This window comes from Streptomyces sp. MAI_2237 (assembly GCF_054189285.1).
Window position 1 is genome coordinate 3613849 of record NZ_JAJPGQ010000003.1, and the last position, 17578, is coordinate 3631426.

The following is a 17578-nucleotide window of genomic DNA, read 5'->3' on the forward strand; positions in this document are numbered from 1 at the left end:
GCCGCGCCCTCGACCGCCGTCGTGGTTCGGCCTTTTCGGGCAGAGCGGTGCACGTGCTCCTGGACGGGGCGTTGCCTGAAGGCCGCCGCAGGTCGGCCGGTCCTTCGCCCGCTCCCGTCAGCGGTACCAGCCGAACCGCTCCGCGATCACCGGCAGCCGGTCGGCGGCGATGGCGTGGGCCGCCGCGCGCGGGGTCGTGCCGTCGGTCTCCGCGCGGGCCAGCATCAGCTCGACCAGGGCGCGCATCGAGCGACGCGTGTGGGCGAACGCCTCCTCCGCGTCCGGGCCGATGTCGCCGAACAGGGTCCACCACCACCAGGCGTTGGTACCGGAGTTGACGACGACGTCGGGCAGCACGGTGACACCGCGCACGGCCAACAGCTCCTCCGCCTCCGGCAGTACGGGCATATTGGCCGCCTCGACCACCCAACGGGCCTTGACCCGCTCCTGGTCGGCGGTGTCGATCGCGTACGAGACGGCCGCCGGCACCAGCACCTCCGCCTCGGCCGCCAGCCAGGCGTCGCCGGGCAGTTCGCGGTCCCCGGGCCGCAACACCGCCCGGTCCACGGTGCCGTACCCGTCGCGCGCCGCCAGCAGCGCCTCCACGTCGAGCCCGGCGGGGTTCGCGACGGTGCCCTTGATGTCGGCCACCGCGACGACCGTGAGCCCCGCGCGCGCGAGGAAGCGCGCCGTGGCCCCGCCCATGGTGCCCAGGCCCTGCACGGCGACCCGCGTCCCCGCGTGCGGCACGCCCGCCCGGTCCAGGGCGGCCAGCACCGACTCCGCGACGCCGCAGCCGCCCACCAGCTCGTCCAGCCCGATGCCGTCCACCTCCACGGCGAACGCGTCCGCGAGCCGCCGCCTGGCCGTCACCTCGTCGTCGAGCAGCGGATACACCGCCTGGATCGAGGAGACGAGCCCCGCCTCGGCCGCCGCCCGGTCCACCGTGTCCTGGGTCAGGCCGAGGTCCTCACCCGTGGTCCAGAAGGCTTCGATGTACGGCCTCATGGCCCGCAGGTAGCGCACCAGCAGCCCGTACGCCCCCGCCTCCCGGGGATCGCAGTCGATGCCGCCCTTGGCGCCGCCCAGCGGGACGTAACGCCCCTCGGGGTCGTAGTGCAGCGCCTCCTTCATGGTCATCCCGCGCGCGAGCCCGGCGACCTCGTCCAGCGTGCATCCCTCGCGCATCCGCAGTCCGCCGCTGGCGACGCCGCGCACCAGACGGTCGACGACCAGGAAGCCCTGGCGGCCGGTGACATGGTCGGTCCAGGTGAGCGACATCAGGGGAGCGGTCATGGGGTCTCCTCGGAGACGGCGATCAGGCGGCGGACCGGGCGGTGCGGAAGGGGAGGGCGTTACTGAATCGTCGGTCAGTATCGAGAGGGTGCTTCCGGTTGTCAACGAAAACGCGGGGCCGGCGTCCTCACCTCGCCGACGGGGTTCCGTGCCGGCGACGGGAATGGGCACCGGAGATCGCCGGTTCTCACCGGAGTGGCAGCAGACCTGCGCCTGGCAGCGGTCGCGAGCGTCCCGATCTTTGGGCTTTCCTTGGAAAGAGCCCGCCGGGACCGCACGACCCGGGTGCTGTCAGTGCCGCCGACCATAATGGAATGCCTCACCGACTCCACCTGGAGGTACCGTGTCCGGTTTCCGTCCCCTGAGCTCCGGGCTCAAGGCGCTGCAGCCCGAGGCTTTCGGCGCGGATCCCTCCGGTGAGCGCCTGGCACGCATCCGCAGATCCCCCCACTTCAAGGACGGGGTCTTCCAGAATCCCGGCGGATCGACGGGCCGCCCCTCCCTGTCGATGGTGGACTTCGCGAAGATCTACTTCGACAAGGACGAGCGGCCCCGCCGCGCGCCCCGGGGGACCGTGCCGGTGCACGCCACCACGCTCGCCGACCTCGCGAAGCCGCCCGCCACCGGGCTGCGGCTCACCTGGATGGGGCACTCCAGCGTGCACGCGGAGATCGACGGCCACCGGGTGCTCTTCGACCCCGTCTGGGGTCAGCGCTGCTCCCCGTTCCCGTTCGTCGGCCCCAAGCGGGTGCACCCGGTGCCGTTGCCGCTGGCCGCGCTCGGTCCGGTCGACGTCGTCGTCATCTCGCACGACCACTACGACCACCTGGACCTGCCCACCATCAAGGCGCTGGCCGACACGGACACCCTCTTCGCCGTCCCGCTCGGCGTCGGCGCCCACCTCGAACACTGGGGCGTCTCCGCCGACCGGCTGCGCGAGCTGGACTGGAACGAGGCGACGAAGGTCGGCGGCCTCACGCTGACCGCCACTCCGGCCCGCCACTTCTGCGGCCGCGGGATGCGCAACACCCAGCACACCCTGTGGGCGTCCTGGGCAGTCGCCGGGGACGAGCACCGCGTCTACCACAGCGGTGACACCGGCTACTTCGACGGCTTCCGGGACATCGGCGCCGAGCACGGCCCCTTCGACGCCACGATGATCCAGATCGGCGCGTACTCCGAGTTCTGGCCCGACATCCACATGACGCCCGAGGAGGGCATGCGCGCCCACCTCGACCTCCAGGGCGGCCGGCCGCACGGCGTGATGCTGCCGATCCACTGGGCCACCTTCAACCTGGCGCCCCACCCGTGGGCCGAGCCCGGCGAGGGCACCGTCGAGGCCGCCCACGCCACCGGCTCCCGTATCGCCCTGCCCCGCCCCGGCGAGCCCTTCGAGCCCACCGCCGACACGGTCCCCTCGGACCCGTGGTGGCGCGCGGTGGCCCTGGCTCCCGAGGGCGGCTGGCCGACGGCCCTCACGGGTGCGGCGATCAAGACGACGGCGGCCTCGGCGGTCGACGCTCAGAGCGCCACCCAGCACGACTCGGACCGCGGCGCGGACGAGGGCACGGGGGAGCCGGAGGCGGTCGCCGCCGGGTGAGCCCGGCTCCGGGTGAGGCGGCCGCGGGCCGCCATGGGTGATGAAAAGGCGGGTGCGGCCCGCCGCCCATGTCGATCAGGTCGAGGTCGGTACGGCCCAGCAGCCGGTCGGCGAGTTCGGCGGACGACGGTGAGGACGGCGGGTCGCGGCCGGCCGGTGAGGGCGGCGGCCCGCGGTTCGGGCAGCCCGGATCACGGCGGCCCCGTCTCGTATACCCCTGCTTCACGACCCTCTGCCGGGTGATGCTCGCTCCCTGCGGTTGACACGGACAGTGACGTTCAGGGGGTGACTCCGGCGGGCGGAAAAGAGGGCGAAACGGTCCGGTCGGGTCGGTGAGCGGACAGAGGGCGATCGGTGACCGCAGGCGAATCCTCCCCGGCGCCGCAATGACGGCGAAGTGACCCCTGTATCGCCGTGACCGCTTCTGACCAGCTCTGATCGATCCCTTCTTGAGTGGGATCGTCGACTCCCTGGGTTTATCGGTCTGTCGTACGACGCCTCATACCAGAGCGGGACGCTCTGCGGGGGACTTTGTCAACTGCCCACCGCACATGATGCCTTGGCGACTACTGTGAGTGTCCGTCGGGCGATGCGGGGCCGCATTCCTGTCCCCCTCTCGACCGACACGACGGCGCATGCCCCAACCGCGCACACCCGCGCCCCAGGCACCGACGGACCAGCACGACGAGGAATCCGATGTCTCACCTCCGCGCACCGGCCGCACGCGCAGACCGCCGCGAGGGCGGACGGCACGGACGACCGGTCGCCCGCACAGCGCCCTCGCTGCCCGAAACGCACATACGGCCCCAACTGCTCAGGCTCGCCGTGCTGCCGCCCGTCGCGGTCGCCCTGAGCGCCAGCGCGGCCGTCCTGTTCACGATCCGCTCGACCGGAGCCCGGCCGGGCCTCACCCTGTGGGGCGTGCTCGCGGGCGCCGTCTCGGTCGCGATGGCGGGCATCGTGATCGCCGCCGTCGCCGCCGACCGGGCCGCCAGGTCCGTGAGCGACCGCATCGGCGCGCTGCGCCGCAGCACCGCCCGCGGTGAGGCCGACCTGCGTGCCCTCGTCGACACACTGCGCCGGGGCGACACCCCGCCCCCGCGCAAGCCGCGCGGCGCGCCCGCCGACGACGCCGAGGAGTTCGAGCTGCTCGCTGCCGACCTCGCCCGGGCGCACGACGGCGCCGTCACCGCCGTCGTGCAGGCCGCCCAGCTCTCCAGCCAGGCCGGCAGCGAGCAGAAGCTCGAGGTCTTCGTGAACCTCGCCCGGCGGCTGCAGTCCCTGGTGCACCGGGAGATCTCCATCCTCGACGAGCTGGAGAACGAGATGGAGGACCCCGACCTGCTCAAGGGCCTCTTCCACGTCGACCACCTCGCCACCCGCATCCGACGGCACGCGGAGAACCTCGCCGTGCTCGGCGGCGCGGTCTCCCGCCGCCAGTGGAGCCACCCCGTGCCCATGACCGAGGTGCTGCGCTCCGCCATCGCCGAGGTCGAGCAGTACTCCCGGGTCAAGCTGGTCCCGCCGATCGACGGCACCCTGCGCGGCCATGCCGTCGCCGACGTCATCCACCTGCTGGCCGAACTCGTCGAGAACGCCACGGTCTTCTCCGCCCCGCACACCCAGGTCCTGCTCCGGGCCACCCTCGTCACCTCCGGCCTCGCCGTCGAGGTCGAGGACCGCGGCCTCGGCATGCCCGTCGCGGAGCAGAAGAAGATGAACGCCCTGCTGGCCGACCCCGACCAGGTCAACGTCGCCAGCCTGCTCGCCGACGGCCGGATCGGACTGTTCGTCGTCTCGCAGCTGGCCCGCCGGCACGGCATCCACGTCCGGCTGCAGACCAACATCTACGGCGGAGTGCAGGCCGTGCTCGTCGTACCGCAGGGCCTGCTGGGCCCGACCCCCGGCCTGCCCGAGGCCGCGGCACAGCCGCAGGGCGGCACCGGCGTGCCGGCAGCGGCCCCGCCGCCGCAACTCCAGCCCTCGCGGCCGCAGTCACTGCCGCGGACCGGAGCCGACGCCACCGGGCGCCGGGCCGCGCCCCAGCCGGCCGCGGCGCGCCACGGCGAGCAGTGGGACGGCGACGGCACCCGGTCGTCCCTCCACAACGGCGCCGTGCCGCACGGGACCACGCCGGGCGGCGGTCCCACGCCGCTGCCCGTGCGCGGCGCCCATGAGGAGCGGCCCAACCCGGCGGAGGCCGCGCCCGGCATCAGGCCCGACGACCGGCACCTCGTCGCGGACCACGTCACCGCGCCGCCCACGCCCCGCACCGGCACCGTCCGCGGCACCATGGGCCGGCCCCCGCAACTGCCGCGCCGCCGCGCCCAGGAACACATCGCGCCCCAGCTGCGCGACGGCCCGGCACCGCGCCAGGACGCCGCCCAGGTCGCCGGTCACGACCCGGGCCTGATGGCCGCCTTCCAACGCGGCATCGGACTCGCCGAGGCCCAGCAGCACCTGGAGACGGACCACACAGGTGCGGAGCACACAGCAGCGGGCCACATGTCGGCACCGCACATGGAGCGCCTGCGCAGTGTCCCCGCCGAGCAGGACCGGCCGACCTCCCTGTCGTCCCACCTGAATCCGCACCACGCCACCGAGCACCACGCCACCGAGCCCCACGCCACCGACCCGCACACCACCGACCCGCACGGCTTCCCGACCGCACGCCCGGACGGCCCCCCCACGGACGTCAGCGCCACCGCCGCCTCGCGCCCCGGGGACGTACCGCCCGCGGGCCGGTCGCCCCTGGACGCGTCGCCCATGGACCCGGCCCACATAGCCCAGGCGCGCCCCGCCTCCGCGCGCGGAACCGACCACCCCACCCGGCACGACGGGAGCGCACCGGCCGGATGACCACCGCAGCCTTCACCCCCGCCCCCACCGCTCCCGCAGACCTTCGTACCCCAAGGAGTCGATCCACCATGGCGAGCGATGCGCCGACCGGCCATGCATCCGATCTCGACTGGCTGATGAGCGGCCTCGTGCAGCGCGTACCGCACACCACCAGCGCGGTACTCCTGTCCTGCGACGGGCTCGTGAAGTCGGTTCACGGCCTCGACGCCGACAGCGCCGACCACATGGCGGCGCTGGCCTCCGGCCTGTACTCCCTCGGCCGCAGCGCCGGGGTCCGCTTCGGCGACGGCGGTGAGGTCCGCCAGGTCGTCGTCGAACTCGACTCGAGCCTGCTGTTCGTGGCCACCGCCGGCTCCGGGACCTGCCTCGCGGTGCTCGCCGGCCGCGAGGCCGACGCGGCGGTGCTGGGCTACGAGATGGCCATGCTGGTCAAGAGCGTCCGCCCGTACCTGGCCACCGCACCCCGGCAGCATGCCGTCGAACCCACGGCGATGAGGCCTTGAGCGTGGCGGCGGCGGGCGACGGGCCCTGGCTCGACGACGCGGCCGGCCGACTGGTGCGCCCCTTCACGGTCAGCAACGGCCGCACCCGGCCGACCATCGCGCTCGACCTCCTGTCGCACGTGATGGCCACCGGCGCCACGCCCCTCGGTTACCTCGGCCCCGAGCACCAGCAGGCCCTCGACCTGTGCCACGGGCCCGTCTCGGTCGCCGAGTTGGCCGGCCATCTCAAGCTGCCGGCGGTGGTCACCAAGGTGCTGCTGTCGGACCTCGTCGACTGCGGGGCGCTGACCACCAAGCCCCCCGAGTTCCACCACGCCCCGACCGACCGGGCCCTACTGGAGGCAGTGCTCGATGGACTACGACGACAGCTCTGACCCCTTCCCGACCGCACTGAAGATCCTGGTCGCGGGAGGGTTCGGAGTCGGCAAGACGACCTTCGTGGGCGCGGTGAGCGAGATCGCGCCGCTGAGCACGGAGGAGCTGCTCACCACGGTCAGCGCCGCGACCGACCGGCTCGACGGGATCGAGAACAAGGTCGAGACGACGGTGGCCATGGACTTCGGCCGCATCACCCTCGATCCGGAGCATGTGCTCTATCTGTTCGGCACGCCCGGGCAGGAGCGGTTCTGGTTCATGTGGGACGAACTCTCCGAAGGGGCGCTCGGCGCGGTCATCCTGGCCGACACCCGCCGCTTGGAGGAGTGCTTCGCCGCGGTCGACTTCTTCGAGCAGCGCGGCCTCGGCTTCATCGTCGCCGTCAACGAGTTCGACGGCTCCTACCGCTACGACCCCGAGGAGGTCCGTGCGGCCATCGACCTGCCCCCGGAGATCCCCGTCGTGCGCTGCGACGCCCGGATCTCCAGCTCGGGCGTGCAGACCCTGCTGACCCTCGTCCGCCACCTCATCGCACACGCCCCGGCCCACGCGCCGAGCCACGGCGCCCACATGTGATCCCCGAACACCCGCCATGGAGCCCCTACATGACCTGCGTCCACAGTGACGGAGCCCGCCCATGAGGTACGACCCGTCGCGCCCCGCCGGTCGACTGCTGCTCACCCCCGAGGACAAGGAGGCCCCCGCCCGCACCCGGCGCCTGTGCCAACTCGGCCTGACCGACCACCCGGACCCGGGCCTCGACGCCTACGCAGCCCGGCTCGCCGAGGTGACCGGGGCGCCGTACGCCATGGTCAACTTCATCGACGAGAACCGCCAGTTCTTCGCGGGGCTGCACGTGCCGGCCCTACCGCCCGCCGTCGTCGTCAGGGCCGACGGCAGCGCGCCCGTGCTCGGCCGGGAACTGAACCGCGACCACGGCTTCTGCCCCCATGTGGTGGTCCGGCGCAAGGCGTTGGTGCTGGAGGACGTGCGCGACTACCCGCGGTTCGCGGGCAACGCGATCGTCGACGAGTTCGGTGTCCGCTCCTATCTGGGCGCACCGCTCGTCGACAGCACCGGCATGGTGCTCGGCACGGTGTGCGTGGCCGACGTGGAGCCGCGGCCGTGGGGCAGGCCGGGCCTGGAGAGCATCAAGGCGTCGGCGGCGGAGCTGGTGGCGCGGCTGGAGCGGCGCGAGGCGGACGGGCTTCCGCTGCTGTGACCGGGGGACCGGCCGTCCTCACTAGCCGACCGGTCTAATACTTTCGTACACTGTGCGCATGGGACGCACCAGCGACGCCAAGCAGAAGATCCTCGAAGCCGCCCGCTCGCTGATCGAGGGGCGTGGCTACTCCGCTCCGGGCGTGGCCGAGATCTGCAAGGCCGCCGGGGTGCCGAAGGGGAGCTTCTACTACTTCTTCGAGTCCAAGGAAGCGCTCGCGCTCGCCGTCGTCGACGAGCACTGGACGTCCCAGAAGCGCGACTGGACGCGCGCCCTGAGCGGCGAAGCCGAGCCGCTGCGCCGTCTGCGGCGGCTGTTCGAGGAGACGGAGGCCGGTCAGCGCGCCGTCCAGCAGGGCTGCGGCACCGTCTCGGGCTGCCTGTTCGGCAACCTCACCCTGGAGCTGAGCAACCAGACCGAGGCCGTCCGCGAGCGGCTGCAGGAGATCTTCGAGGCCCAGACCGACATGGTCGAGGCGGTGATCGCCGAGGCCCGCGAGCGCGGCGACGTCACCACGGCCGACCCCCGCGGGGCGGCGCGCGCGGTGGTGGCCCAACTGGAGGGCCAGGTGATGTTCGCCAAGCTCTACAACGACACCGGCCGTCTGAGCCCCCTGTGGGACAACTGCCGCGCCCTGCTGGGCGCCACCGCCGCCTGACCGCCGCTCGCCGATCACCCGCTCCGGACGCCGCCGGCAAGAAGGCCTAGTAGCCGCGCCACACGTTGTCGAACGCAGCGTTCTCGATCTGGCGGCGCTGGCGGACCGCCTCCAGTTCCATCACCGCGTTGCCGACGGCGGCCAGCACGGTGGTGGGCGTCTCGCCCGCCAACTCCTCGGGGATCTCGGCCTGTTCGGCACCGATGCCGGCCGCGGCGGCGAGCGCGGCGAGGACGGGCTCGCCCGCCGCCCGGCGCTCCTCGGCCGCCCGGCGGGCCGCCGAGTCGACCAGCACCGACCGCCCGGTCCGCAGCGGAATCCGGCGGCCCCGCGGCCGGGCCGTCAGCCCCACCCGCTCCAGGTCGTCGAGGTAGGAGGAGGACAGCCCGCGGCCCCGGCGCCACAGCCAGTCCTCGACCGACTCGTAGGGCTGCTGCCGGACGAGCGCGGCGGCGGCCTCGTCCAGCAGGCGGTCGCCCGTGGGGGACTGGGCGCTGGGCAGGATGCGGTCGCCGTCCAGGACGAGGGCCTTCGCCTCGACGAGGTCGAACACCTCGGCGGCAGCGAGCGCGAGCGACAGGTCGCCCTGTTCCACCGGCGTGTCGGCCGCCACGTCCAGGGCGACGATCGCGAGGTCCCGTGCGGTGGTCATGTGCGGCTCCACGTCAGTCGGCCGAGTGCGGGGCGAGCGCGCCCGCTTCCTCGCTCGATTGTCGCCGCCTTCGGGGCTCCGTGCGTCGCGTTACGACCATGTGGTGCGGGAAGCCGACGCGCAGCACGGCGGCCGCCGCGGCCGCGGCGAGGACGACCAGCGCGGCCAGGAGCAGCGCCTGCCGGTATCCGTGGTGCAGCAGCGGCGTCACCGCCAGGGGGCCGAGGATCTGGCCGACGGAGTACCCGGCGGTCAGCAGGGCGACCGAGCGTGGGAAGCGCAGGTGGGCCCCGGTGGCGAGGGCGAGCGTGCTGACGCCGATGAACGTGGCGCCGAAGAGCACCGCCGAGCCGAGGGCGGCCGCCGTCGCGCCGGTCAGGGCGGGCAGGGCGATGCCGGCCGCCTGCACCACGAGTGCCGTCATGAGCAGCCCGGGACGCGACCAGCGGCGCCCCAGCCGCGCCCAGAGCGCCGAGGACGGTACGGCGGCCAGCCCGACGAGCACCCAGGCGCCGCTGCCGATCCAGCCGGGGGAGCCCTGCCCGATCGCCGCGACCAGGAACGTCCCGGCGACGATGTAGCCGAAGCCCTCCAGGGTGTAGCTGACGAACAGCGCGCCGAACCAGCGGTGGGTACGGGGCCGCGCGCCGCCTGCGCCCACCTGGGCGGCGGGCGCCGCCTCGGGTCGCAGGTTCCAGCAGGCGGCGGTGAGCAGCGCGGTCAGCGCGGCCGCCGCCCACCAGGCCGTACGCCAGTCGCCGAAGGACCGCAGAACCAGCACCAGCAGGCCCGACAGGGCGATCCCGCCGCCCACGCCGCCGAACGCCCAGCCGGACAGGTGCGGCGGGTGGTCGCGCAGGTGGTGCAGCAGGGACCCGGCCGCCACGACGAACACCAGGGCGCCGGCCACCCCGGCCGCCAGCCGCAGCACGGCCCAGACGGCGGTGCTGTGGGTGAGCGGCATCGCCGCGAGCGTCCCCGTCAGCAGCACCAGCGATCCGCGCAGCACGGAGCGCGAGCGGGTCAGCGCCGGGGCCAGGATGCCTGCGAGCGCTCCGGCCAGGTAGCCGACGTAGTTGGCGGTGGCCAGGTTCCCCCCGGCACCGGCGGACAGGCCCGCCCCGGTGTGCATCAGGGGCAGGATCGGGGTGTAGACGAAGCGGCCGACGCCCATGCCCGCCGCGAGCGCGGCGGCGGCCCGGGCGACATGGGCCCAGGGGGAGGAGCGCCTCATCGGCCCGGATCGTTCGGGTGCGGCTCCAGCGGGGTGACCGTGAGCGTCATCCACGGGCGCAGCGGCAGGGTGCCGAGCACCTTCTCGTGCAGTTCCTCCTCGTCGCCGGCCAGCCAGACGCCGATGCTGCGCATCTCACCCACCGGCCGCCACAGCCGCGCCAGATGGCCGGCGGCGGCCAGTTCCCGGGCGCGGACGGCCTCGGCGGCCCGCCGCCGATCGACCTCGTCCTGACCGGTGCCCTCGGGGACGGTGGTGGTGATCTCGACCAGGAACTCTCGCATGACGCACTCCGTTCGTGCTCGTCGGTGAGCCCATCGTGCGCTCGCCCCGGCACAGGTGCCACGACCGGCTTCCTCGCTGCTGATAGGCCGGGCCTACCAGCCGCGCGTAGCATGGCGCGCGTGGAACTGCGCCAGCTGCGGTACTTCGTCGCGGTCGCCGAGGAGCTGAACTTCGGCCGTGCCGCCGAGCGGCTGCTCATCGCGGGCCCCTCGCTCTCGCAGCAGATCAAGGCCCTCGAACGCGACCTCGGCGTACGGCTCTTCGACCGGGACCGCCGCTCCGTCTCCCTCACTGCGGCCGGCGCCGACCTGCTCCCGCACACCCGTGCCCTGCTGGAGCGGGCGGACGATCTCAAGCGCCGGGCCGGCCGGCTGTCCGGGTCCCGGCCGGTGCGGCTCGGCTATGTCAACTGGCTGCCCGCGGACCTGAGTTCGCGCACGGCGTCGGTCGCCCAGGTCCGGGTCGACGCCTGGGTCGCCCCCTCCCACACCCAGGCCGCCCGGGTCGCCGACGGGAGCTTGGACCTCGCCGTGTGCTGGGTGCGCAACGAGGACCTGAAGCGGCTGGCGCTGCGGGCCCGGCTGATCGGCGCCGACCGGCTCTACGCCGTCGCCAAGGGCACCGACGCCGGCGAGGTCGCCGCGGGGGAGACCGACGTCCTCATCGACGACGACATCACCTCCTGGCAGTCCTGGAACGTCTACGCCGAGGAGATCGCCCTGCGCACCGGGGCCCGTCCGGTGCGGATCTCCGACGGGGCCGTCACCGGCCCCGCCTTCTTCGACCACGTCCGCCGCTGCACCCGCCCGGTGCTCAACTCCCCCAAGGGGCAGGGCGACCCGGTCCCCTCCGACCTGGTCCGCCGCGAGATCGTCGCCCCGAAGGTGTACTGGACCTGGTCGCTCGTGTGGCGCGAGAACGAGGACCGCGCCGCCGTCCTCGCCACCGTGGACGCCCTGTGCGAGGACGTCGGCGACCTCGGGATCCACGCCCCGGACGCCTGGCTGCCCGCCGACGATCCGTACGCGCTCCCTGGCTGACCTGCGCTGGGAGCCGGCACCTCCCACACGGGAGGGAAGCGATCCTTCCGCCGCCGTGCGATCCGGCCTACCTTCCACATAGTCGACCGGTCGGCTAGTAGCCGGTCATCACTTCGGAGAAGGTCACCATGAGCACGCAGAACCAGAAGGTCGCGATCGTCACCGGCGCCTCGCAGGGCATCGGCGCCGCCCTCGTCGAGGGCTACCGCAAGTTGGGGTACGCCGTCGTCGCCACCTCGCGCACCATCGCCCCCGTCGACGACGCCGGCGTCGTCACCGTCCAGGGCGACATCGCCGATCCGGCCACCGCCGAGCGCGTCGTCGCGGCCGCCGTCGAGCGGTTCGGCCGTATCGACACCGTGGTCAACAACGCGGGCGTGTTCGTCGCCAAGCCGTTCACCGACTACACGGCCGAGGACTACGCGGCCGTGACCGGCATCAACGTCGCCGGCTTCTTCCACCTCGCCCAGCAGGCAGTCCCGCACCTGCTCGCCCAGGGCGGCGGCCACATCGTCAGCGTCACCACGAGCCTGGTCGACGCCGCCGACTCCCGGGTTCCCTCGGTGCTCGCCTCGCTGACCAAGGGCGGCCTGCAGTCCGCGACCAAGTCCCTCGCCATCGAGTACGCCACCCGCGGCATCCGGGTCAACGCGGTCTCGCCCGGCACCATCAAGACCCCCATGCACCCGGCCGAGACCCACGACTTCCTCGCCGCCCTGCACCCCGTCGGCCGCATGGGTGAAGTGGGCGACATCGTCGACGCGGTGCTCTTCCTGGAGACGGCGCCCTTCGTCACCGGCGAGATCCTGCACGTCGACGGCGGCATGAGCGCCGGCCACTGACACCCTTCAAGGAGCAGCCATGACCAGCACGACAGACGACGAGACCGTCCTGCGCGGCGTCCTGGACCGGTGGAAGGCCGCGGTCGACGAGCACCGCCCCGAAGACGTCGCCGCGGTCTTCACCGAGGACGCGATCTTCCAGGGGCTCCGCCCCTACAGCGTCGGACGGCAGGGCGTCGCCGCGTACTACGACTCCCAGCCGCTCGGCATGAAGGCCGCGTACCGCGTCCTGGAGACCCGGCGGCCCGCCGACGGACTCGTCCTCGGCTACCTGGCCGTGGAGTTCTCCTTCACGGACCGGCCCACCCTGGACGTCAAGCTCTCGGTCCTGGTGACCCGGGAGGGCGACGCGTGGTCCATCGCCCACTACCAGGTCTCCCAGGCGTGAAGCGGATCCGCCGGGCGTGAAGCGGATCTGCGGCGCGGGTTAAGAAACTCTCGATGGACCGGGGGAGGGACCGTACGGCAGATTGCTACGCGATCCCACCCCCTTCCCCGGATGCGGGCTTCCTCGGCATGCCCGCGCCCGGGGTCTCACCGTCAGGAGCCGTAGCGTTGAAGGCGCTGGTCAAGGAGAAGGCGGAACCCGGGCTGTGGCTCGCGGACGTCCCGGAGCCCGCGGTCGGACCCGGCGACGTACTGATCAAGGTGCAGCGCACCGGCATCTGCGGCACCGACCTGCACATCCGCTCCTGGGACGGCTGGGCGCGGCAGACCATCCGCACCCCGCTCGTGCTCGGGCACGAGTTCGTCGGCGAGGTCGTCGAGACCGGCCGGGACGTCGCGGACATCAAGGCCGGCGACCGGGTCAGCGGGGAGGGCCATCTGGTGTGCGGCAAGTGCCGCAACTGCCTCGCCGGCCGCCGCCACCTGTGCCGGGCCACGGTCGGGCTCGGCGTCGGCCGGGACGGGGCCTTCGCCGAGTACGTCGCCCTGCCCGCCGCCAACGTGTGGGTGCACCGGGTACCGGTGGACCTCGATGTCGCGGCCATCTTCGACCCGTTCGGCAACGCCGTGCACACCGCGCTGTCCTTCCCGCTCGTCGGTGAGGACGTGCTGATCACCGGTGCCGGGCCGATCGGCCTGATGGCCGCCGCGGTGGCCCGGCACGCCGGCGCCCGCAACGTCGTCATCACCGACGTCAGCGAGGAACGCCTGGAACTGGCCCGCAAGATCGGCGTCAGCCTCGCGCTGAACGTCTCACAGGTCGGAATCGCCGACGGCCAGCGGGAGTTGGGGCTGCGGGAGGGCTTCGACATCGGCCTGGAGATGTCCGGCCGGCCCGAGGCCATGCGCGACATGATCGCCAACATGACGCACGGCGGCCGTATCGCCATGCTCGGCCTGCCCGCCGAGGAGTTCGCGGTCGACTGGGCCCGGATCGTCACCTCGATGATCACCGTCAAGGGCATCTACGGCCGGGAGATGTTCGAGACCTGGTACGCGATGTCGGTGCTGCTCGAAGGGGGCCTCGACCTCTCGCCCGTGATCACCGGCCGGTACGGCTACCGCGACTACGAGGCGGCGTTCGCCGACGCGGCGAGCGGCCGCGGCGGCAAGGTCATCCTCGACTGGACCCTCTGACTCTCTTTAGGGACTGATGATGTTCGACTCCGTGCGCGACGACCTGCGCGCCACCCTCGACGAGATCCGCGCCGCCGGCCTGCACAAGCCCGAGCGCGTGATCGGCACCCCGCAGTCCGCGACCGTCAACGTCACCGCGGGCGGACGCCCCGGTGAGGTCCTGAACTTCTGTGCCAACAACTACCTCGGCCTGGCCGACCACCCCGAGGTGATCGCCGCCGCTCACGAGGCCCTCGACCGCTGGGGCTACGGCATGGCGTCCGTGCGGTTCATCTGCGGTACGCAGGAGGTGCACAAGCAGCTCGAGGCGCGCCTGTCGGCCTTCCTCGGCCAGGAGGACACGATCCTGTACTCCTCCTGCTTCGACGCCAACGGCGGCGTGTTCGAGACCCTGCTGGGCCCGGAGGACGCGGTGATCTCCGACGCCCTCAACCACGCCTCCATCATCGACGGCATCCGGCTGTCCAAAGCGCGCCGCTTCCGTTACGCCAACCGTGACATGGCCGACCTGGAGCGGCAGTTGAAGGAGGCTTCCGAAGGCGGCGCGCGGCGGAAGCTGATCGTCACCGACGGCGTGTTCTCCATGGACGGCTACGTCGCCCCGCTGCGCGAGATCTGCGACCTCGCCGACCGCCACGACGCCATGGTCATGGTCGACGACTCGCACGCCGTCGGCTTCGTCGGCCCCGGCGGCCGGGGCACCCCCGAACTGCACGGCGTCATGGACCGCGTGGACATCATCACCGGCACCCTCGGCAAGGCCCTCGGCGGCGCCTCCGGCGGCTACGTCGCGGCCCGCGCCGAGATCGTCGCCCTGCTGCGCCAGCGCTCGCGCCCCTACCTCTTCTCCAACACGCTCGCCCCGGTGATCGCGGCCGCCTCCCTGAAGGTCCTCGACCTGCTGGAGTCGGCGGACGACCTGCGTGTCCGGCTGGCCGAGAACACCGCCCTCTTCCGGCGCCGGATGACCGAGGAGGGCTTCGAGGTCCTCCCCGGCGACCACGCCATCGCCCCGGTGATGATCGGCGACGCCGCGCAGGCCGGCCGGCTGGCCGAACTGCTGCTGGAGCGGGGTGTGTACGTCATCGGCTTCTCCTACCCGGTGGTGCCGCAGGGCCAGGCCCGCATCCGCGTCCAGCTGTCCGCCGCGCACTCGACCGAGGACGTGAACCGGGCCGTGGACGCCTTCGTGGCCGCGCGGACGCAGCTGGAGACCGAGCAGGGCTGACGTCCGGACGTCCGGACCTCGGGAGCCGGGACGACCGGTGACGGGCCGGGTTCGGTGACGGGCCGGGCTCGGTGAAGGGGCGCGTTTGAGACAATCGGTTCCATGATCGAAGCGCGGCGGCTCCACATCCTCCGTGCGGTGGCCGACCACCGCACGGTGACGGCGGCTGCCGCCGCGCTGTACCTGACCCCCTCGGCCGTCTCCCAGCAGCTGACCGCCCTGGAGCAGGAGACCGGCCACCGCCTGGTCGAGCGCGGCGCCAAGGGCGTACGGCTGACCCCGGCCGGCGAGATCCTGCTCAGCCACACCAATGCGGTCCTCGCCCAGCTGGAGCGGGCGGAGGCCGAGCTCGCCGCGTACGGATCGGGGGCCGCCGGAACCGTCACCGTCGCCGCCTTCGCCACCGGCATCGCCCAGGTCGTCGCCCCCGCGGTGGCGCGTCTCGCCGAGTCGGCGCCCGGCATCCGCATCCGCGTCCAGGACGCCGAGGGCGACGCCAGCCTGCCGATGGTGCTGGACCGGCAGGTCGACGTGGCCGTCGCCGTCGAGTACCGGGGTGCCCCGCCCGCCGACGACCCGCGGCTGACCCACCTGTCCCTGTACGCCGAGCCGTTCGACGCGGTCGTGCCCGTGCGGCACCGGCTGGCCGAGGCCGCCGAGATCCCGCTCGCCGACCTGGCCAAGGACGCCTGGATCGGCCCGTACCCCGGCAACCCGTGCCACGACGTGGTCGTGCTCGCCTGCGAGAGCGCCGGGTTCCAGCCGCGCCTGGAGCACTCCTCGGACGACTTCCGCGCGGTTGTCGCCCTCGCCTCGGCCGACGCCGGCGTGGCGCTCGTACCGCGGTCGGCGCTGAGCGGGATGGACCTCACCGGCGTGGTCGTACGGCCCGTCGACGGCGTCGCGCCCACGCGCCGGGTCTTCGCGGCCGTACGGCGCGGGGCCGAGGAGCATCCCCTGATCCGCCCGGTGCTGGAGGCGCTGCGCGAGGCGGCCGGAGTGAAGACTCCGTAACCTGGCTGTCTCATATCAGGGATACCGTCCCTGATGTGAAACGCGATGAACGTGCCGGGGACCCCCCGGCCCCGGCCCCGGCCCCGGACCCCGTCGACGCCCGGCTCGCCGTACGCCTGGCGGAACTGCGCGCCGAACACGGATGGTCGCTCGGCGAGCTGGCGGAACGCAGCGGCATCAGCAAGTCCACCCTCTCCCGCACCGAGCGGGCGGAGATCAGCCCCACCGCGGCCCTCCTCAACCGCCTCTGCGGCGTCTACGGACGCCCCATGTCCCGGCTGCTCGCCGAGGTGGAGGCGGAGCCGGCGGCGCTGGTGCCGGCCGCCGAGCAGCCGGTGTGGCAGGACCGCGCCTCCGGCTTCGTACGACGATCCGTCTCGCCCCCGCACCCCGGACTGCGCGGCGAACTCGTGGAGGGACGGCTCGCCGCGGGAGCCGACATCGCCTACGACCGGCCGCCCGTACCCGGACTGGAACAGCACATCTGGGTCCTGGAAGGAGCGCTCGACGTGGCGGAGCGGGAGACGGAGCACCACCTCGGCACGGGCGACTGCCTGCGGCTACGGGTGTGGGGGCCGACGCGGTTCCGGTGCGCAGGCCCGGCGGACGCGCGCTACGTGCTGGCGGTGGTGCTGCCGTGATCGTCCGACGCGTGGACCACGCCGGATTGCTCGCGAGCGCGGACGGCCTGGCCGATCTGCTGGTCGACACCGTCGAGGGCGGCGCCTCGGTCGGCTTCCTCGCGCCGCTCGACCGTGCGGAGGCCCTCGCCTGGTGGCGGGAGCGGGCCGCCGGTGCCGCGGCGGGCTCGCTCGCGGTATGGGTGGCCCACGACGGCGGGCGGCCGGTCGGCACGGTGAGTCTGGCCTTCCCGGACAAGCCCAACAGCCGCCACCGGGCGGAGCTGGTGAAGCTGATGGTGCACCGGGACGCCCGCGGGAAGGGGCTCGGCCGGCTGCTCCTGACCACGGCGGAGGAGGCGGCCGCCGCGACCGGGATCACGCTGCTGCACCTGGACACCGAGACCGACAGCCCCGCCGAGCGGCTGTACCGGACGGCCGGGTGGAGCCGGATCGGTGTGATCCCGGACTACGCGGCGGCCCCGGACGGCGTGCTGAGGCCGACGTCGATCTATTGCAAGTCCCTTGGCCGCGAGACCGTCGCCGAGGCTCCCACCAGGTGATTG

19 protein-coding genes are annotated in these 17578 nt (G+C 73.2%); 15 read left to right on the forward strand and 4 right to left on the reverse strand.

Annotated elements, in window-relative coordinates:
• Positions 1-117 precede the first annotated feature (117 nt).
• Entirely contained in the window at positions 118-1296 is a 1179-nt protein-coding gene (locus tag LN251_RS26895; protein WP_458246650.1) for a Glu/Leu/Phe/Val dehydrogenase dimerization domain-containing protein, read from the reverse strand.
• Between the two features lie 343 nt (positions 1297-1639).
• Between LN251_RS26895 and LN251_RS26900 the strand changes: the two genes are divergently transcribed.
• From LN251_RS26900 to LN251_RS26930, 7 genes are all read left to right on the forward strand, one after another.
• Positions 1640-2896, forward strand: a complete 1257-nt coding sequence (locus tag LN251_RS26900) for an MBL fold metallo-hydrolase (protein WP_458246651.1) — start codon at positions 1640-1642, stop codon at positions 2894-2896.
• A gap of 696 nt (positions 2897-3592) precedes the next feature.
• A complete protein-coding gene (locus LN251_RS26905) occupies positions 3593-5755 on the forward strand; it encodes an ATP-binding protein (protein ID WP_458246652.1) in 2163 nt (720 codons plus the stop codon).
• A 68-nt stretch (positions 5756-5823) separates the two neighbouring features.
• Positions 5824-6258: a roadblock/LC7 domain-containing protein gene (locus LN251_RS26910; protein ID WP_458246653.1), complete on the forward strand. Its 435-nt coding sequence runs from the start codon at positions 5824-5826 to the stop codon at positions 6256-6258.
• A 2-nt stretch (positions 6259-6260) separates the two neighbouring features.
• Positions 6261-6632 (forward strand): DUF742 domain-containing protein, encoded by a 372-nt coding sequence (locus LN251_RS26915; RefSeq protein WP_058921823.1) that lies wholly within the window; start codon positions 6261-6263, stop codon positions 6630-6632.
• Positions 6610-7209 carry a GTP-binding protein gene (locus tag LN251_RS26920; protein WP_362985990.1) on the forward strand — a complete coding sequence of 200 codons (600 nt, stop codon included), beginning with the start codon at positions 6610-6612 and terminating at the stop codon, positions 7207-7209. The genes LN251_RS26915 and LN251_RS26920 overlap by 23 nt, the downstream gene beginning before the upstream one ends.
• Before the next feature lie 61 nt (positions 7210-7270).
• Complete coding sequence (locus tag LN251_RS26925; RefSeq protein WP_458246654.1) at positions 7271-7855, forward strand: GAF domain-containing protein; 585 nt, start codon at positions 7271-7273, stop codon at positions 7853-7855.
• Between the two features lie 58 nt (positions 7856-7913).
• The gene (locus tag LN251_RS26930) at positions 7914-8513 is read left to right on the forward strand and encodes a TetR/AcrR family transcriptional regulator (RefSeq protein WP_458246655.1); all 600 of its coding nucleotides are present in this window, start codon (positions 7914-7916) and stop codon (positions 8511-8513) included.
• 46 nt (positions 8514-8559) lie between these two features.
• Here LN251_RS26930 and LN251_RS26935 read toward each other — a convergent pair whose 3' ends face one another.
• Genes LN251_RS26935 through LN251_RS26945 form a run of 3 tightly spaced genes read right to left on the reverse strand, consistent with a single transcriptional unit; the run spans position 8560 to position 10683 of the window.
• On the reverse strand, positions 8560-9165 hold the full coding sequence (locus tag LN251_RS26935; RefSeq protein ID WP_458246656.1) for a GPP34 family phosphoprotein: 606 nt from the start codon (positions 9163-9165) through the stop codon (positions 8560-8562).
• Between the two features lie 13 nt (positions 9166-9178).
• Positions 9179-10399 carry a YbfB/YjiJ family MFS transporter gene (locus LN251_RS26940; RefSeq protein WP_458246657.1) on the reverse strand — a complete coding sequence of 407 codons (1221 nt, stop codon included), beginning with the start codon at positions 10397-10399 and terminating at the stop codon, positions 9179-9181.
• Positions 10396-10683 carry a muconolactone Delta-isomerase family protein gene (locus LN251_RS26945; RefSeq protein ID WP_383668013.1) on the reverse strand — a complete coding sequence of 96 codons (288 nt, stop codon included), beginning with the start codon at positions 10681-10683 and terminating at the stop codon, positions 10396-10398. Before LN251_RS26945 ends, LN251_RS26940 begins: the two co-directional genes overlap by 4 nt.
• Positions 10684-10794: 111 nt before the next feature.
• Between LN251_RS26945 and LN251_RS26950 the strand changes: the two genes are divergently transcribed.
• The 8 genes from LN251_RS26950 to LN251_RS26985 all read left to right on the forward strand — a co-directional run bounded on the left by LN251_RS26950 (position 10795) and on the right by LN251_RS26985 (position 17575).
• Entirely contained in the window at positions 10795-11724 is a 930-nt protein-coding gene (locus LN251_RS26950; protein WP_458246658.1) for a LysR family transcriptional regulator, read from the forward strand.
• Between the two features lie 128 nt (positions 11725-11852).
• On the forward strand, positions 11853-12566 hold the full coding sequence (locus tag LN251_RS26955; protein ID WP_458246659.1) for an SDR family NAD(P)-dependent oxidoreductase: 714 nt from the start codon (positions 11853-11855) through the stop codon (positions 12564-12566).
• A gap of 19 nt (positions 12567-12585) precedes the next feature.
• Positions 12586-12954 carry a YybH family protein gene (locus LN251_RS26960; protein ID WP_458246660.1) on the forward strand — a complete coding sequence of 123 codons (369 nt, stop codon included), beginning with the start codon at positions 12586-12588 and terminating at the stop codon, positions 12952-12954.
• 167 nt (positions 12955-13121) lie between these two features.
• Positions 13122-14150: an L-threonine 3-dehydrogenase gene (gene tdh / locus LN251_RS26965; protein ID WP_458246661.1), complete on the forward strand. Its 1029-nt coding sequence runs from the start codon at positions 13122-13124 to the stop codon at positions 14148-14150.
• Between the two features lie 19 nt (positions 14151-14169).
• The gene (locus LN251_RS26970; protein ID WP_458246808.1) at positions 14170-15378 is read left to right on the forward strand and encodes a glycine C-acetyltransferase; all 1209 of its coding nucleotides are present in this window, start codon (positions 14170-14172) and stop codon (positions 15376-15378) included.
• Positions 15379-15480: 102 nt separating this feature from the next.
• Positions 15481-16392 carry a LysR family transcriptional regulator gene (locus LN251_RS26975; RefSeq protein ID WP_450437935.1) on the forward strand — a complete coding sequence of 304 codons (912 nt, stop codon included), beginning with the start codon at positions 15481-15483 and terminating at the stop codon, positions 16390-16392.
• A 35-nt stretch (positions 16393-16427) separates the two neighbouring features.
• A complete protein-coding gene (locus LN251_RS26980) occupies positions 16428-17033 on the forward strand; it encodes a helix-turn-helix domain-containing protein (protein WP_458246662.1) in 606 nt (201 codons plus the stop codon).
• Positions 17030-17575 carry an N-acetyltransferase family protein gene (locus LN251_RS26985; RefSeq protein ID WP_458246663.1) on the forward strand — a complete coding sequence of 182 codons (546 nt, stop codon included), beginning with the start codon at positions 17030-17032 and terminating at the stop codon, positions 17573-17575. Before LN251_RS26980 ends, LN251_RS26985 begins: the two co-directional genes overlap by 4 nt.
• The last annotated feature ends 3 nt before the right edge of the window (positions 17576-17578 follow it).

Coding starts and splice junctions, on each gene's coding strand:
- LN251_RS26935 (WP_458246656.1), bottom strand. CDS start 9,165: ATGACCACCGCACGGGACCTCGCGATCGTCGCCCTGGACGTGGCGGCC.
- LN251_RS26945 (WP_383668013.1), bottom strand. CDS start 10,683: ATGCGAGAGTTCCTGGTCGAGATCACCACCACCGTCCCCGAGGGCACC.
- LN251_RS26910 (WP_458246653.1), top strand. CDS start 5,824: ATGGCGAGCGATGCGCCGACCGGCCATGCATCCGATCTCGACTGGCTG.
- LN251_RS26940 (WP_458246657.1), bottom strand. CDS start 10,399: ATGAGGCGCTCCTCCCCCTGGGCCCATGTCGCCCGGGCCGCCGCCGCG.
- LN251_RS26925 (WP_458246654.1), top strand. CDS start 7,271: ATGAGGTACGACCCGTCGCGCCCCGCCGGTCGACTGCTGCTCACCCCC.
- LN251_RS26905 (WP_458246652.1), top strand. CDS start 3,593: ATGTCTCACCTCCGCGCACCGGCCGCACGCGCAGACCGCCGCGAGGGC.
- LN251_RS26930 (WP_458246655.1), top strand. CDS start 7,914: ATGGGACGCACCAGCGACGCCAAGCAGAAGATCCTCGAAGCCGCCCGC.
- LN251_RS26895 (WP_458246650.1), bottom strand. CDS start 1,296: ATGACCGCTCCCCTGATGTCGCTCACCTGGACCGACCATGTCACCGGC.
- LN251_RS26955 (WP_458246659.1), top strand. CDS start 11,853: ATGAGCACGCAGAACCAGAAGGTCGCGATCGTCACCGGCGCCTCGCAG.
- LN251_RS26970 (WP_458246808.1), top strand. CDS start 14,170: ATGTTCGACTCCGTGCGCGACGACCTGCGCGCCACCCTCGACGAGATC.
- LN251_RS26920 (WP_362985990.1), top strand. CDS start 6,610: ATGGACTACGACGACAGCTCTGACCCCTTCCCGACCGCACTGAAGATC.
- LN251_RS26960 (WP_458246660.1), top strand. CDS start 12,586: ATGACCAGCACGACAGACGACGAGACCGTCCTGCGCGGCGTCCTGGAC.
- LN251_RS26950 (WP_458246658.1), top strand. CDS start 10,795: ATGGCGCGCGTGGAACTGCGCCAGCTGCGGTACTTCGTCGCGGTCGCC.
- LN251_RS26975 (WP_450437935.1), top strand. CDS start 15,481: ATGATCGAAGCGCGGCGGCTCCACATCCTCCGTGCGGTGGCCGACCAC.